This window comes from Streptomyces sp. NPDC006923 (assembly GCF_040635655.1).
Classification (GTDB): Bacteria; Actinomycetota; Actinomycetes; order Streptomycetales; family Streptomycetaceae; genus Streptomyces.
The window spans coordinates 274,899-289,931 of the sequence record NZ_JBEYIF010000006.1; the positions used below are offsets into that span (position 1 = coordinate 274,899).

Annotated in this window: 13 protein-coding genes; 8 read left to right on the plus strand and 5 right to left on the minus strand. The window is 71.8% G+C overall.

From position 1 onward, the window contains the following. Window positions 1-189: 189 nt before the first annotated feature. Complete coding sequence (lon, locus tag ABZ707_RS14625) at window positions 190-2,598, plus strand: endopeptidase La (protein WP_360173256.1); 2,409 nt, start codon at window positions 190-192, stop codon at window positions 2,596-2,598. A 370-nt stretch (window positions 2,599-2,968) separates the two neighbouring features. Continuing rightward, the gene (locus tag ABZ707_RS14630) at window positions 2,969-3,463 is read left to right on the plus strand and encodes a MarR family transcriptional regulator (protein ID WP_360173259.1); all 495 of its coding nucleotides are present in this window, start codon (window positions 2,969-2,971) and stop codon (window positions 3,461-3,463) included. A gap of 93 nt (window positions 3,464-3,556) precedes the next feature. Here ABZ707_RS14630 and ABZ707_RS14635 read toward each other — a convergent pair whose 3' ends face one another. Continuing rightward, a complete protein-coding gene (locus ABZ707_RS14635) occupies window positions 3,557-4,339 on the minus strand; it encodes a protein phosphatase 2C domain-containing protein (RefSeq protein ID WP_360173262.1) in 783 nt (260 codons plus the stop codon). Between the two features lie 415 nt (window positions 4,340-4,754). On the opposite strand from ABZ707_RS14635, the gene ABZ707_RS14640 reads away from it, so the two are divergent. The 5 genes from ABZ707_RS14640 (at window position 4,755) to ABZ707_RS14660 (ending at window position 10,633) form a co-directional block, all read left to right on the plus strand. After that, window positions 4,755-7,709 carry a nitrate- and nitrite sensing domain-containing protein gene (locus ABZ707_RS14640; RefSeq protein WP_360173265.1) on the plus strand — a complete coding sequence of 985 codons (2,955 nt, stop codon included), beginning with the start codon at window positions 4,755-4,757 and terminating at the stop codon, window positions 7,707-7,709. Further along, window positions 7,706-8,191 (plus strand): roadblock/LC7 domain-containing protein, encoded by a 486-nt coding sequence (locus ABZ707_RS14645; RefSeq protein WP_360173269.1) that lies wholly within the window; start codon window positions 7,706-7,708, stop codon window positions 8,189-8,191. Before ABZ707_RS14640 ends, ABZ707_RS14645 begins: the two co-directional genes overlap by 4 nt. Continuing rightward, window positions 8,188-8,601, plus strand: coding sequence for a DUF742 domain-containing protein (locus ABZ707_RS14650; protein WP_360173272.1), 414 nt, complete (start codon window positions 8,188-8,190; stop codon window positions 8,599-8,601). Before ABZ707_RS14645 ends, ABZ707_RS14650 begins: the two co-directional genes overlap by 4 nt. Further along, window positions 8,582-9,235, plus strand: coding sequence for an ATP/GTP-binding protein (locus ABZ707_RS14655; protein WP_360173275.1), 654 nt, complete (start codon window positions 8,582-8,584; stop codon window positions 9,233-9,235). Before ABZ707_RS14650 ends, ABZ707_RS14655 begins: the two co-directional genes overlap by 20 nt. Window positions 9,236-9,400: 165 nt before the next feature. Next, window positions 9,401-10,633, plus strand: coding sequence for a styrene monooxygenase/indole monooxygenase family protein (locus tag ABZ707_RS14660; protein ID WP_360173278.1), 1,233 nt, complete (start codon window positions 9,401-9,403; stop codon window positions 10,631-10,633). A gap of 58 nt (window positions 10,634-10,691) precedes the next feature. Here ABZ707_RS14660 and ABZ707_RS14665 read toward each other — a convergent pair whose 3' ends face one another. Both ABZ707_RS14665 and ABZ707_RS14670 read right to left on the minus strand, forming a co-directional pair. Next, window positions 10,692-11,993 carry an NlpC/P60 family protein gene (locus tag ABZ707_RS14665; RefSeq protein WP_360173281.1) on the minus strand — a complete coding sequence of 434 codons (1,302 nt, stop codon included), beginning with the start codon at window positions 11,991-11,993 and terminating at the stop codon, window positions 10,692-10,694. A gap of 163 nt (window positions 11,994-12,156) precedes the next feature. Continuing rightward, window positions 12,157-12,435: a hypothetical protein gene (locus tag ABZ707_RS14670; protein ID WP_360173284.1), complete on the minus strand. Its 279-nt coding sequence runs from the start codon at window positions 12,433-12,435 to the stop codon at window positions 12,157-12,159. 260 nt (window positions 12,436-12,695) lie between these two features. Between ABZ707_RS14670 and ABZ707_RS14675 the strand changes: the two genes are divergently transcribed. Beyond that, window positions 12,696-12,968: a hypothetical protein gene (locus ABZ707_RS14675; protein ID WP_360173288.1), complete on the plus strand. Its 273-nt coding sequence runs from the start codon at window positions 12,696-12,698 to the stop codon at window positions 12,966-12,968. Window positions 12,969-13,022: 54 nt separating this feature from the next. Here ABZ707_RS14675 and ABZ707_RS14680 read toward each other — a convergent pair whose 3' ends face one another. Together ABZ707_RS14680 and ABZ707_RS14685 are read right to left on the minus strand one after the other, a co-directional pair. Beyond that, entirely contained in the window at window positions 13,023-13,748 is a 726-nt protein-coding gene (locus tag ABZ707_RS14680) for a TetR/AcrR family transcriptional regulator (protein WP_360173291.1), read from the minus strand. A 178-nt stretch (window positions 13,749-13,926) separates the two neighbouring features. Next, a complete protein-coding gene (locus tag ABZ707_RS14685; protein WP_360173294.1) occupies window positions 13,927-15,003 on the minus strand; it encodes an amidase family protein in 1,077 nt (358 codons plus the stop codon). Window positions 15,004-15,033: the final 30 nt, after the last annotated feature.

Here is a 15,033-nt window from a genome sequence, read left to right on the forward strand (position 1 = left end):
CTGGCCTCGGGTGTCACCACCGCCCCGGGCCGGGAGGCGCGGCCGAGGCGAAGCTGATCCGCCGCGCGGGACCGGCCCGTACAGGGCACCCGAGCGATGATCGCTCAGGGCGAACAATGCCCGGGGAACAAGCAGAGGCTCACAAGCATTGAGTGGGCATAGCTCAACTTGACTGCCGAAGGGGAGATCATGGCTCTCACGTCCACATCGCTCACGCTTCCCGTGCTGCCGCTCGACGACGAGGTCGTGCTGCCCGGAATGGTGGTACCGCTGGACCTGTCCGAGACCGAGGTCCGTGCCGCCGTGGAGGCCGCGCAGGCGGCCGCCCGTTCCGAGGGAGGCGGGGGCAAGCCCAAGGTGCTGCTCGTGCCGCGGATCGACGGGACCTACGCCGCGACCGGCGTGCTGGGCACCGTCGAGCAGGTCGGCCGGCTCTCCGACGGCGACCCCGGCGCACTGATCCGCGGCCGTGGCCGCGTGCAGATCGGCGCCGGTACGACCGGGCCCGGCGCGGCCCTCTGGGTGGAGGGCCTCAGTGTCGAGGAGATCGCCCCGGACCCGCTGCCGGGTTCCGTGACGGACCTGATCAAGGAATACAAGGCCCTGGCCACCGACTGGCTGAAGAAGCGCGGTGCCTGGCAGGTCGTGGACCGCGTCCAGCAGATCGATGACGTGTCCGCGCTCGCCGACAATTCCGGTTACTCACCGTTCCTCTCCACCGCCCAGAAGGTCGAGCTGCTGGAGACCACCGACCCGGTGGCCCGGCTCAAGCTCGCCACCGAGCAGCTCCGTGAACACCTCGCGGAGCAGGATGTCGCCGAGTCCATCGCCAAGGACGTCCAGGAGGGCGTCGACAAGCAGCAGCGCGAGTTCCTGCTGCGGCGCCAGCTCGAAGCCGTCCGCAAGGAGCTGCGCGAGATCAACGGCGAGGGCGACGAGGACGAGTCCGGCGACTACCGGACGCGCGTCGAGGCCGCCGATCTCCCCGAGAAGGTGCGGGAAGCCGCGCTCAAGGAGGTCGAGAAGCTGGAGCGCTCGTCCGACCAGAGCCCGGAGGGTTCCTGGATCCGCACCTGGCTGGACACCGTGCTCGAACTGCCCTGGAACGAGCGGACCGAGGACAAGTACGACATCCGTGGCGCCAAGTCCGTCCTCGACGCCGAGCACGCGGGCCTGGAGGACGTGAAGGAGCGGATCACCGAATACCTGGCCGTGCGCAAGCGGCGCGCGGACCGCGGCCTCGGAGTGGTCGGCGGCCGGCGCGGCGGCGCCGTACTGGCCCTGGTCGGCCCTCCCGGTGTCGGCAAGACCTCGCTCGGCGAGAGCGTGGCGCACTCGATGGGCCGGAAGTTCGTCCGGGTCGCGCTCGGCGGTGTCCGGGACGAGGCGGAGATCCGGGGTCACCGGCGTACCTACGTCGGCGCGCTGCCGGGCCGTATCGTCCGGGCGATCAAGGAGGCCGGTTCGATGAACCCGGTCGTCCTGCTCGACGAGATCGACAAGGTCGGCTCCGACTTCCGCGGCGACCCGGCCGCGGCCCTGCTCGAAGTCCTGGACCCGGCGCAGAACCACACCTTCCGCGACCACTACCTGGAGGTCGAACTCGACCTGTCCGACGTGGTGTTCCTCGCCACGGCGAACGTCCTGGAGGCCATCCCGGAGGCGCTGCTCGACCGTATGGAGCTGGTCAGGCTCGACGGCTACACGGAGGACGAGAAGGTCGTCATCGCCAGGGACCACCTGCTGCCCAGGCAGCTCGAACGGGCGGGCCTGGAGTCCGGCGAGGTCACGCTGGAGGACGACGCGCTGCGCAAGCTGGCCGGCGAGTACACCCGTGAGGCGGGCGTGCGAAACCTGGAGCGCGCGATCGCCAGACTGCTCCGCAAGGTCGCGGCCGAGCACGAACTGGGCGAGCGGGAGCTGCCGTTCACCCTGGGCGCCGAGCACCTGCGGAAGCTGATCGGGCGTCCGCACCACGTGCCCGAGTCGGCCCAGGACCCGGCCGAGCGCCGCACGGCGGTGCCGGGTGTGGCCACGGGCCTCGCGGTCACGGGCGCGGGCGGTGACGTGCTCTTCGTCGAGGCGTCGCTGGCCGACCCGGAGACCGGCGGCTCGGGCCTGACCCTGACGGGACAGCTCGGTGACGTCATGAAGGAGTCGGCGCAGATCGCGCTGTCCTTCCTCCGCTCGCGCGGAGCGGAGCTGGAGCTGCCGGTGGCCGATCTGAAGGACCGGGGTGTGCACATCCACTTCCCGGCGGGCGCGGTGCCCAAGGACGGTCCGAGCGCGGGTATCACCATGACGACGGCTCTCGCCTCGCTGCTGAGCGGCCGCCTGGTCCGCACGGACGTCGCCATGACCGGTGAGGTCTCCCTGACCGGCCGGGTCCTGCCCATCGGCGGTCTGAAGCAGAAGCTGCTGGCCGCTCACCGGGCCGGTATCACGACGGTCGTGATCCCGAAGCGGAACGAGGCCGACCTGGACGACGTCCCGGCCGAGATCCTGGACAAGCTGGAGGTCCACCCGGTGACGGATGTCCGCCAGGTCCTGGAGATCGCGCTGTCCCCGGCGGAGGTCCTGGTCTCCTCGGCGGCGTAACGGAAGACGTCCTCAGCGGCCCGCGTCCGGCAGACACCTGCCGGAGGCGGGCCGCTCCGCGTGGGCGTTCGGGGACGGAGCGGCGGCCGTGCGCGTGGTCATTCTGGTCCCGCGTTGCCGCCGCTGTTCCCGGTCCTGCCGCTCCACACGGTAGGCCAGCCCCTTCTGCCCGTCGCATGTCTTCGACGACCTCGGCGGGGACATCACGGGCAGGTAATGGAATGAGCATGCCAATAGCGCCGCCCCGCGCGTGGCCCCCTATGGCGGAAGGGTGCCACGCTGCTGCCGTTGATATAAACCTGCGAAATACTGGCCGAGCTGCGGCAACAGCCGTCGGTAAAAGAAACTTTCAGGATCGGAAAAGCGCGCGATGGGTTCTGATGTGCACGGAAGTGGTGCGGCAAGCGAACCGGACCCCGCCGGGGGCAGTGCTGTGGACCTTGAATTCCTGGCACTGGAGCGGGAGCTGGCCGTCTTTCTGCGCCGGGCCCGGTCCAACTCCGGGGAAATGGCCCGCGAAGTGCACCCGGAGCTGGAGCCCGCGGCTTACGGACTGCTCGTACGGCTGGAGGAGACCGGCTGCCAGCGGGCCACCGAACTGGCCGGTTACTTCGGGGTGGGCAAGGCGACGATGAGCCGGCAGCTTCGCGCGCTGGAGCAACTGGGTCTGGTCACCCGCGAGCCCGACCCGGCCGACGGGCGCGCCTCGCTCATCCGCATCACCGCCGAGGGCCAGGCCCGCTTCCGGCGCGTCAGGGACGCCCGCCGCGAGATGTACGTACAGAAGCTGGCCGACTGGGACCGTGGCGAGATCGCGGAACTGGCCCGCCTGCTGCACCATCTCAACGCCCGCGCGGAGAGCTGACGCGCGACGGCCGGTACGAGAGCCCGGCGCGAAGGCCCGCGCGCGGCGCCCCGCCCCTTCGGTCGCGCGAGGGCCGGTGGCGCGGCGACCGGGTCACAGCTCCACGTATGCCGCCGTCGCGTCGTCGCTCGTCTTGCCCCGGCGGAACGCCAGCCGGTCCGGGTCCGCCGACTCGGCCGCCCGGACCCGGTCGATCAGCTCCTGGGGGCCGCTCTTGCGCACCAGCGCCAGGCAGTCCGCCCAGGTGCCCTCCCGGAAGACCTCCACCCAGCGGGCCGCGCCGTCCGTGAGGGCCAGCAGGGCGCGGACGCGCGCGGCCGGGGTGCTGCCCGTCACCGCCCGCGCCGCGACGGAGGGGTCCGCCGCCGCCGTGAAGAAGCCGTTCTCCGCGTTGCGCAGCGCGTCCGCGGAGGCCACCGAGCGCAGCGCCTCGCGCGGCACCCGGTCCAGCCGGTCGTCCAGCACCGCCCGTACCTCGCCGTCCGGCGACTCGATCAGCAGCGTCGAATCGGAGAGGACGAGATGCTCGACCGTGTCCGTGCCCCAGCGCACCAGTACGACCGTTGCCTGAGGTGTACGAACGTGAGAAAGGTCACATGTCTCGCGGTGGGAGTCCGCCGTACGGAGGATCGACGCCGAGAGGATCTCTGCCAGAGTCATATCCCGCCGCGAACCGGACAGTTCAGCCAGCGCGCCGCCGAGCCGCGCGGTGAACCAGGGCACGCCATGCACACAACCGTCGTCCCCGGTCGGCGGCGTCACCCCGTCCAGGACGACCAGCGCCCCGCCCTCGCCGGACGCGGGCAGGGCCACGGTTGTCCAGTCCTCATTGGGGCGTGCGGCGGAGCCGTGGGCGGTGGCGAGTTCCATGCGCATCGCCCCAGTCTGCCTGACCCCGGGGCGCATCCGCATGACTCCTTCACCAGCTCTGCACGTCCGGCGGCGAGGCCGTACCGCCTGGTCAGCGGCTGTCGTTCGGCCGGAGCTGACTGATCCCGGGAGCTGCGGGCGCGCATCCTGCCAAAGCCCGCGCGGAAGGTCCACCCGGCACGACAGGTTCCGGAGGGCCCCGTGCTGGGCAGAGTTGTTTGCCAACTCCTCCGTGATGTTCACTCGTTCAGGTGGCGGAGCGGCCGATGCGCGCCCCCCTCTCAAAAGCGCTGGAATGGTCAGAAGCCGTGCCAGAGGTGGGGGTTTCCCGTTGTGACCGGTCGTCACCTCTGCTTCATGGGCGGACGAGTCAAGAATGCGAGCACCGGTGCAGAAAAAGCGGCCTCGGGGCAACGGCGTCATGCGCGGCGAATCTCCGGGTGACCCCCAGAACCGGCGAACCGGCGGTACGTCCGGATCCACCGAAAAGACCGGAGCGACCGGGGCCGGCGAGCCCACCAAGGCTCAGGAAGGACGCCGAGTGCGGGTACGCAGCCGGCTGGTCGTCGGCGTCGCCCTGGTGGGCGTCACCGTGGTCGCGGCAGGGGCTCCCGCCGTGCTCGCCGCCTCGAACGAGCTGACCGACGCCCAGCGTCTGGTCACCCTGGCCCAGCTCAACCAGCAGGCCGTGACCCTCGCGCACTCCCTCGCGGACGAACGCGACGAGGTCATCGTCTACATCGCGGCGGGCCGCGAGGAGCAGGAGGCGACGGGCTCCGGCGAATCGGGCGGCAAGGACAAGGGCAAGCACCGGATCTCCAGCAGCCGCAGCACCCGCGTCGACCGTCAGATCGACGAGATCCGCGCCGCCGCGTCCGCCTCTCCCGGCCTGCTGCGCGATCTCTCCACCGTGCCGTCCATCCGTCGTACGGCCCTCACCGGCAAGGGTTCGGCGCTCGACGCGTACCGCGCGTACTCCGACGTCATCGCCAAGCTCCAGGCCCTCGCCGACGAGCTCGCGGAGAAGACCCCGCCGGAGGCCGCGGACGGCACCCGCGCGCCCGCCGCTCTCGGCCGCGCGGTCGAGCAGGCGTCGGCCACCCGCGGGCTGCTGCTCGCCGCGCTCGCCGTCCCCGGCGATGTCGACACCGCTCCGCAGTACGACCCGGTCACCGGCCTCCTGGTGGAGCCCGGGGCCGGTGCGGACAGCAAGAAGAACGCCCAGCTCCGTGACGACCTCAGCGCCGACGCGCAGCAGTCACGGGTCCGGGAGCTCGCCGCGCTCGCCGACTTCGACCAGACCGCCGGCACCCGGGCCCGGGAGTCGCTCACGACGACCGTCACCGGCCCCGACGTCAAGACGGCCGAGGGATATCTGACCCGGCTCACCGACCGCCCTGAGCTCTCCGACGCGGACCGCGACGCCGACCAGGAGAAGGTCGAGTCCGCGCTCACCGCGCGGATCGAGCAGATGCGCGGAGTCGAGTCGGGCCTCGGCTCCAGTCAGGTGGCGCGGCTGGAGAAGCTCCGCGACGACGATGTCACCGGCCTTGAGCTGCGTATCGCACTGCTCGGCGGCTGTCTGCTGATCGCCGTCGGCGTGTCCACCGCCGTCGCCCGCACGCTCACCAGGCCGCTCGCCGTCCTGCGGATCGGCGCGGCCAGGCTCGCCGCCTCGCCCGAGACCGAGGAGCCGGTCCGGTTCACCGGCCGCAACGATGAATTCGCCCAGGTCGTACGGTCCCTCAACACCCTGCACGGCAAGCTGCTCGACCTCACCAACCGCACCGGCAAGCTGGACAGCGACCGCACCGACCTGATCGGCGCGCGCGAGAAGGTCGTCGCACAGCGCGCGGAGCTCCAGGAGCGCACGGCCGAGATCACCGCCCAGCTCCAGTCGCTGCGCCAGACCGTCCACCACACCTTTGTGAACCTCTCGCTGCGCACCCTGGGCCTGGTGGAGCGCCAGCTCGGTGTCATCGAGAATCTTGAGGAGAGCGAGCAGGACCCGGAGCGGCTCGACACCCTTTTCAAGCTCGACCACATGGCCACGGTCATGCGCCGGCACAGCGAGAACCTGCTGGTGCTCGCCGGCCATGAACACGGCCATGGCTCCACCGGCCCCGTCCCGCTCGTGGACGTCCTGCGCGCGGCCGTCAGCGAGATCGAGCGGTACGAGCGGGTCACGATCCAGTCGCTGCCGCCGCACGCCCAGGTGGCCGGCTTCGCCGCGGACGACCTCAGTCATCTGGTGGCGGAACTGCTGGAGAACGCCACGTCCTTCTCGCCGCCGGACGCCGAAGTCCAGCTCTCCGGCTGGCTGCTGGAGAGCGGCGAGGTGATGCTCTCCGTCGAGGACCAGGGCATCGGCATGTCCGAGGAGCGGATGGCCGATCTCAACGCCCGCCTCGCCGATCCGGAGGACCGGGAGAGCCGCAGGAACGGCGACGGCCTCACGACGCGCAAGGTGTACGGGGGCGATGCCGAGGGCGAGGGGCTCGGGCTGCGCGTCGCCGCGCTGCTCGCGGCCCGCCACGGCGTGAAGATCGAGCTCCGCAAGCATCAGCAGGGCGGCGTGGCCGCGGTCGTCGTACTGCCGGAGGCCCTGCTCCCGACCTCACCGCCGGTCGCCGCGCCGCACCAGGCACGGGCCGCGGGGGCCGCTCCCGCGGTCAACATGCCCGGTTCGGCGGCGGAGGCCAACTCCAACTCCCTGCCGGGCCGCCCCGACGCCGACGCCGATCCCGACCCGCTGGTGGCCGCGGCGGAGGCGGCGATCCGCAAATCGGAGGCGGAGCAGACCGACGCCCACGCGGGCGGCGGCACCGGAGCCGCCGCCGCGAGCGAGCCGGAGACCGCTCCGGAGACCGCGGCCGAGGCACCGGCCGTACCGGCCCCCCGTACCGAGTCCGCGGCCGTCGCCGTGCCGGAGGCCCCCCGGCCCGGCCCGTACGCCATCGGTCCCGACTCCCACGAACGCGTCCGTGACGGTGCCCCGGAGGACCCCGGCACCGATCAGGACACCTACACGATGCGGCTGCCCAGGCAGGCCCCCGTGGCCCCGCCCGCCGGGCCCCTGCCCGCGGAGGCGGAGCCGGACCCGGATGAGTCCACCGCTCCCGGGCGGGTACGTATCACCGACAAGGGACTGCCCAAGCGGACCCCCAAGATCGTCCAGCCTGCCTCCGCGCCCGCAGGGCGGGGCGGCAGTGTCGACGCGGACGCGCTTCGCCGCCGGCTCGGCGGCTTCCACCAGGGTGCGAAGGAAGGCCGGCGTGATGTCGAGGCCGAGCTCACGGAGCGGATAGAACCCGAGGCGCACGCCAGGGAACACACCGAAGAGACGGGGGAGACAGTCGAGGAGGCACGCAGTTGACTGCGACAGGCACATTCGGACTGAGCAGCGAAGCCCGTAACCTGCATTGGCTGTTGAGCAACCTCGTCGAGGAGGTGCCAGGGGTCCATTCGGTCGCCGTTGTCTCGTCCGACGGACTCCTGCTGCTCTCCTCGGATCCGGGGCAGAACACGGAGGCGGCAGCCACCCCCGAGCGCAAGCAGGGCCCGCGCGGCTCCAGCGCCGACCTGGCCACCATCGTGTCGGGTATCGGCAGCCTCACGGTCGGGGCGGCGAAGCTGATGGACGGCGGCGGGGTCAAGCAGACCATGGTCGCCATGGAGGAGGGCAGTGTCTTCGTCATGGCGATCAGCGACGGCTCACTGCTCGGCGTCCATGCCACGCCGGACTGCGACATGAGCGTCGTCGCGTACCACATGGCGCTCTTCGTCGGCCGCGCCGGGCATGTGCTGACCCCCGAACTACGCGACGAACTCCGCAAGTCGATGGAGAGCGCCCAATGACGCCAGCCGCTGACTCCCACCGCAGGCTGCCCGTACGGGGAGCGGACCGCAGACCGGCCCGCGTCCGGCCCTATTCGCTCACCGGGGGCCGGACCCGCTTCGGGCACGTCCTGCTCGTCGAGACATTCGTCGCCGCGCTCGAACCGGCGGAGGAGCGCAAGGAACTGACGGACGGCGGGGCCTCGTCCCGCGTCATGCCGGAGATGCGCGCCATCGTCGAGCTGTGCCGGCGCATGCGTACGGTCGCCGAGATCTCGGCGCTCCTCAAGATGCCGCTGGGAGTGGTCCGGGTGCTGATCAGCGACCTGGCCGACCAGGGAAAGATCCGTGTGTACGGGACCGGGCACGGCACCGGCCATCCCGACCACGCACTGCTGGAAAGGGTGCTGAGTGGACTCCGCCGTCTCTGACGTCACCGGCTTCTTCGGCGTCACCGCCGCGTCGGCCGCCGACGAACCCGAAGAGGGTCTCCAGGCGTGGCAGCTCGACCGGACCCGCGCGCCGATCGCCACCAAGATCGTGGTCGCGGGCGGTTTCGGCGTCGGCAAGACGACCTTTGTCGGGGCGGTCTCGGAGATCCCTCCGCTCCAGACCGAGGCGCTGATGACGCAGGCGAGCGTGGAGACCGACGATCTCAGCGCCACGCCCGACAAGGTCACCACGACCGTGGCGATGGACTACGGCCGCCTCACTCTCGACGACGACCTCGTGCTGTATGTCTTCGGCACGCCGGGCCAGCAGCGTTTCTGGTTCATGTGGGACGACCTGGTGCGCGGCGCGATCGGCGCCGTCGTCCTGGCGGACACCCGGCGGCTGCCCGACTGCTTCCCGGCACTCGACTACTTCGAGAGCTGCGGCCTGCCGTATGTCGTCGCGGTCAACCACTTCGACGGCACACCGGCGTTCGATCCGGAGGATGTGCGGGAGGCCCTGACGATCCCCCCGCACGTCCCTGTGCTGATCATGGACGCGCGCAACCGGATCAAGGTCGTGGAGTCGCTGCTCGCCCTGGTGCGGCACGCGCTCGACGCCACCCCCGAATAACGCCGGCGCCCCACTCCGCCCGCCGCCCGGCACCCGGGGCGTGTTGGAGAAGCAGCGTCGTCCGCCCGTGAGCCGGACGGGACTTCTCCAACACGCCCCAGCCCCCCACCACAAGGCACGTGCCACTCGTCACTCGCACCATGCAACGCAATCGGAGAACCCGCCATGCGGAAGATACTCATTGTCGGCGCCGGGCAGTCCGGACTTCAGCTCGCCCTCGGCCTCCAGGCCGAGGGATACGAGGTCACCCTGATGTCCAACCGGACGGCGGACGAGATCCGGTCCGGCCGGGTCATGTCCACACAGTGCATGTTCCACACGGCGCTCCAGCACGAGCGTGATCTCCAGCTCAATTTCTGGGAGTCGCAGGCACCGAGGATCGAGGGCCTCGGCGTGTCGGTCGCGGCCCCCGACTCGACCCGGGCCGTCGACTGGGTCGGCAGGCTGGACGGCTTCGCCCAGTCCGTCGACCAGCGGGTCAAGATGGCCGGCTGGCTGGAGACCTTCGCCCAGCGCGGCGGCCAGTTGGTGATCCATGGCGCGACAGTCTCCGACCTGGACTTCTTCTCCCGCACCTACGACCTGGTCCTGGTCTCGGCGGGCAAGGGCGAACTGGTCTCGATGTTCGGCCGCGACGCGTCGCGCTCGCCGTACGACACGCCGCAGCGCGCGCTCGCCGTCGCATACGTCCACGGTCTGGGCCCGCGCCCGGAGCACCCGGAGTACGACGCGGTCCGCTGCAATCTGGTGCCGGGTGTCGGCGAGCTGTTCGTGATGCCGACCCTCACCGTCTCCGGCCGCGCGGACATCCTCTTCTGGGAGGGCGTCCCCGGCGGACCGCTCGATGTCTTCCGGGGCGTCAAGGACCCGGCCGAGCATCTCTCGCTCACCCTGGAGCTGATGGAGCGGTTCACGCCCTGGGAGTACGCGCGCGCCACCAAGGTCGAGCTGACGGACGCCAACGGCACGCTGGCGGGCCGGTACGCGCCGACCGTCCGCACCCCGGTCGGCCGGCTGCCCGGCGGCGGTCTTGTCCTCGGTGTCGCCGATGTCGTCGTCGCCAACGACCCGATCACCGGACAGGGCGCCAACTCGGCCGCCAAGTGCGCCGCTTCCTATCTGGACTCCATCGTGTCGCACGGCGACCGGCCGTTCGACGAGGCATGGATGCAGTCGGCGTTCGACCGTTACTGGCACACCGCCCAGCACGTCACCAAGTGGACCAACGCCATGCTGGGCGTCCCGCCGGAGCATGTGCTCCATCTGATCGGCGCGGCGGGCGGGCTCCAGCCGGTCGCCGACCGGTTCGCGAACGGCTTCGACAACCCGGCCGACTTCGAGAACTTCTTCTACGACCCCGACAAGACGAACGCCTATCTGGCGGAGGTCTCGGCCTGACGTCCCGCCCGGGGTGGTCCGGCCGTCGCCGGGCCACCCGTGGCGCGTTCCCCGGCGTTCAGCCTCCGCCCGGACCCGCCTCCTGGCCGTAGCCGGTGTCGGAGCCGTCCAGCGCGCCCTCGGGCAGCTCCGGCGGTTCGTACGCGGCCGGGGACATGGAGGCCCATCCCGGGTCCGGCCGTACGGCGCCCAGCAGCGGGTTCGCCGCGAGTGGCGAGACCTTGACATGGGCGCCGGGCCGCGGCGCCTGGATCACCATTCCGTCGCCCAGATAGATCGCGACATGCGTGGCCTTCGGGAAGTAGATCACCAGGTCGCCGGGGCGCAGCTCGTCGAGGGAGACCCGGGGAAGCTCGCGCCACTGCTCCTGGCTGGTACGCGGGATGGCCACACCGGCGCGGGCCCAGGCCTGCGAGGTCAGTCCCGAGCAGTCGAAGGAGTCGGGCCCTTCGGCGCCCCATTCGTACGGCTTGCCGATCTGCGCGGCGGCGTATCTCAGCGCCGTGTTGCCCACCGCCGAGGGCGCCAGGGTGTTCTGACCTGTTGTCAGTCCCTCGGCCTCCGCCGGGCCCCCGAGCGCCCCGGAGGCGATCAGCTCCCGCTGGGCCTTCTCCGTACCGTCCTTCTCCAGCCGGGTCACCGCGGCGATCTGCTCCCTGCTGAGGGAGGCCAGCAGCCTCTCCACCTGCTGGAGCCGGTTCCTGACCGCGTCCCGCTGCTTCTTCTGCTTCTCGGCGAGTTCCTGCTGCCGATCGAGGGCCTTGCGGGACGCCGAGGCCAGTGCGTCGGCACGCTTCTCGCTCTCGGTGAGCCGGGCCACCGTCGCCTTCCTGCCGCGTGCCGCGCGATCCAGCAGGTGCCTTTCGTCCAGGGCCTGTTGCGGGTTGTGCGCGAGCAGCAGGCGGAGATAGCGGGAGAGGTCGGACTGCCCCTGGTACTGCTGGCGCGCGAGCCGGCCGACCTCGCCCCGGCTGCGCGCCAGCGCGGTACGGGCCCTGGTCAGGCGGGTGCTCAGCTTCTCGCTCTCGGCGCGCAGCCGGAGCAGCTCCGCCTCGGTCGCGTTGTACGCCTCGGTGGCCTCCTCGGCCTGCTGGTAGAGCCGCTGGAGCTGGGAGAGCATCTCGGCGACGGTGCCGGGCCGGGTGACGGGCCCGGACGCCTTGCCGGGGGGACCGCCCTTCGGGGAACCGCTCGCCTCCGGCCCGCTCGTGCCGGCCCCCGGGCCGGCGGACGCCGACGCGCCGGGCGCCCCGTCGTCGCGGGGCTTCACGGCGGCATGCGAGGCGAACGGGATGGCCGCGAGGACCGTCATGGTCGCCAGCGCCGCCGTACAGGCCGATCGCAGCTCTCTGCCTGACACGTCATCACCTCCGGTTGCGGGACGGACAGTCCAGTCCTAGGTGATGATGCGGCGACATATCGTGTTACTAGCTCACCATTGGGCGGTTCGGCGCAGCGGTGTCACCCGGGCCGGGGACATGACTCCGGCCCGGCAGCGCGGGGTGCCCCGGACTCCGGCGCGGTCAGCGGCCCCCGCCGCCCGGCTTCGACCAGGGCCACTTCAGGGTGCGTGGCTCCCGGCCCTCGGAGACGTACTCGTACTTCCAGCCCCGCTGGAGCCCGAGCCGTTTGGTGTAGCCGGCCGGGACGCGCCGATAGGTGTGGACGGTGGGCGGCCCGCCGTCCGCGTCCGGTACGGGGATCTCGTACCACTTGGGCGGATGCCCGGTCGGCCCGGTCATGACGGGCAGGACGCGTCCGTCCAGCGGCCCGCCGACAAAGGGGGTCTCCATGGCGTTCACCCTAAGGGGTGTCCCGTCATCCCTGATGGATCGCCCGTCGGGGATGACGGGGCAACCCTCAGGTGATGGAGGGAACGCGATCGCCGGGTCCGGGGCCCCGTCCACCGCGTACCGCGTTACCTCTCACGGGTGATGAGTTGCCGGATCACCTCAAGACCGCGGCGGAGCGGCGCATACTCCACCAGTCGTCAGCACCGACCGATTGGGTTGCCATGGCCTGGATCTGTCCTCGTTGCCAGCACCCGGAAGCCGTCGCCCACGTGGAGAACGGGGACGGCCTCCATCCGTTCCCCTGTCTGAACTGCGGCGCCTCCATGCTGAACGGGCCGGGGCGGGGGACGCGGGTCGCCGGCGCCGCGTGCTGGGCGTCGCGCTGCGGCGGCGCGGTGACGGACACGTTCGTCTACGACCACTCCGGCCGGCTGTCCGACGTGCGGCGCGGCGCGTGTCCCTTCTGCGGGTCCACCAGGACGGCGCAGGTCCGCACTGCCAGGAGCCCGCGCGAACACCGGCTGCCGCGCCGGCAGATGTGACCGTCCCCGGACGGTCGCGGGACGGCGGCGGTCCTGACGCCGGTGGCGCCCCGGCTACAGCAGGTGCGCGGCCCGGCTGACCACCGGGATCACCCGGCGGGCCAGGGTCCCGACCGGTCCGTCTGCCCGCTCGTGCGCCACCAGCGCGCCGACGGCCGACGACGTCTCCTCGTCCGTGGCCGCCGTTGCCGCGAGCAGGGCGATGAGCTGGTCGACCAGCCAGTCGCGCAGCTCGTCGACGGGCGGCTGTTTGCCCTCGTCCAGCCATATGAGCGACGCCGACTCGACGGCCGCTATCCAGGTGCGCACCAGCATGCGCAGCCGCGATCCCGGCGGCCGGTCGGCCCCCAGGTGGAGCAGGATCTGTTCGGCCGCCGCGCGCCGGACCTCGTCGACGATCGCGGTCGTCCGGGACGTCTCACAGACACTGCCGCCCTGGAGCAGCGCGCTGAATCCGGCGTCGTGCTGGTCGACAAAGGCCAGATAGCGTTCGAGCATCCGCTTCAGCCGCTCGGTGGGCGGCCCCGTCGGCGGCTCCGTGAAGCACAACTCCAGCTCGTCGGCGGCGGAGCGCAGCGCGGCCTCGTACAAGTCCTGCTTACCGCCCTTGAAGTAGCGGTAGACAAGCGGCCGGGACACCCCGGCGGCAGCCGCCACGTCGTCGAGGGAGACATCCTCGGGCGCCCGGTGCGCGAAGAGCGTGAGGGCGGCGTCGAGGAGTTGGGTGCGGCGCTCTGCGACGCTGAGCCGGCGGTACGCGGGCGTTACGGGCGCGGTCATATCGGCAGCGTAACCGGACCCGCGCCGGCTCGGGCGGTCAGCGCCCGCACGGAAAGCACGGGCTCCCGGTGACGGCCGTCGCCGGCCGCTCCCGTCCGCGACGCAGGTGTCCACCGATCCCGGCGGCTCCAAAAGCCGTGCTGCGAAAGGCGGTTGGGCGGCCGGGCGGCCCGGGGTGTCATGACCGCACGGTGACCTCGCGCAGGTCGGCGGCCCGCGCGATCTCGACCAGGGAGGCGTCCGCGCCACGATCGGCCACCAACTGGAGCCCGACCGGACAGCCGTCCGCCGTAAAACCGGCCGGGATGCTCGCCGCCGGATGCCCGCTCAGGTTGAAGGCCCAGGTCAGCGCCGTGGAATACAGCTCGCCCGGCCCTTCGTGCCCATGCGGCCTGTTCGGCGTCACCGGTGTGAGCAGCAGTGGCGCCTCACCGAACAGGCCGTCGAGCCGCCGGTCGTTCTCGGCCCGTACCGCACCGGCCCGCGCCTCTCCCGCGCCGTCGCCGCCGCGCACCGTCAGCCATGCCTCGCGCGGATCGAGCAGCGCGAACGGCCGCCGCGGTGACTCCAGTCGTACGATCCCGGCCGCCACCAGCCGGTCCACCGCCGCCCGTACGACCGCGGCCACCTCCGGGTCCGGCCGGGCGAATCCCAGGTCGGGGGAGAAGACCGCGGGCACGGGCAGTGTCACCGGCCCCGCCTCGTACACGTCGAGCACACACCGCAGATAGGACCGTGCCTCCGCCGCCGACCGGGCCAGCACGCCCGCCGACGCCAGACCCGTACGGTCCGGTGACGGCAGCAGCCCGTTGGTCGTCTTGAGGCCGAACACTCCGCACCAGGCCGCCGGGATACGGACAGAACCGGCGCCGTCGCTGCCGGTCGCCAGCGGCACCATGCCCGCCGCCACCGCCACCGCCGAGCCCGCCGACGAGCCCCCGGGCGTACGGTCCGCGCGATGGGGATTGACCGTACGCCCGTGCCTGCCCTGCCCCCAGGTCTGCCAGTACGTGCCGGGGCCCGGCACCGCCGTCGAGCCGACCGGCACGGCGCCCGCCGCGATCAGCCGGCCCGCCGCGTACGAGCGGATACCGGTCGGGCCCTTCACCGCGAACGGCGTCCCGGCGAGCGGCAGCCGCCGGTCCACCGTGCGCGCCCGCTCCAGCGCTTCCTCGCCCCACACCTCGATAAAGGCGCCCAGCCGCGGATCGAGCCGCTCGATCCGGGCCAGCGCCTCAGCGACCCTCTCCGTCATCGGCCCCCGCCTCGTCGCAACCGTGTCCCG

Excerpts from the sequence above, each read along its gene's own strand:
- ABZ707_RS14630 (WP_360173259.1), top strand. The coding sequence starts at position 2,969 with ATGGGTTCTGATGTGCACGGAAGTGGTGCGGCAAGCGAACCGGACCCC.
- ABZ707_RS14685 (WP_360173294.1), bottom strand. The coding sequence starts at position 15,003 with ATGACGGAGAGGGTCGCTGAGGCGCTGGCCCGGATCGAGCGGCTCGAT.
- lon (WP_360173256.1), top strand. The coding sequence starts at position 190 with ATGGCTCTCACGTCCACATCGCTCACGCTTCCCGTGCTGCCGCTCGAC.
- ABZ707_RS14635 (WP_360173262.1), bottom strand. The coding sequence starts at position 4,339 with ATGCGCATGGAACTCGCCACCGCCCACGGCTCCGCCGCACGCCCCAAT.
- ABZ707_RS14650 (WP_360173272.1), top strand. The coding sequence starts at position 8,188 with ATGACGCCAGCCGCTGACTCCCACCGCAGGCTGCCCGTACGGGGAGCG.
- ABZ707_RS14640 (WP_360173265.1), top strand. The coding sequence starts at position 4,755 with ATGCGCGGCGAATCTCCGGGTGACCCCCAGAACCGGCGAACCGGCGGT.
- ABZ707_RS14660 (WP_360173278.1), top strand. The coding sequence starts at position 9,401 with ATGCGGAAGATACTCATTGTCGGCGCCGGGCAGTCCGGACTTCAGCTC.
- ABZ707_RS14680 (WP_360173291.1), bottom strand. The coding sequence starts at position 13,748 with ATGACCGCGCCCGTAACGCCCGCGTACCGCCGGCTCAGCGTCGCAGAG.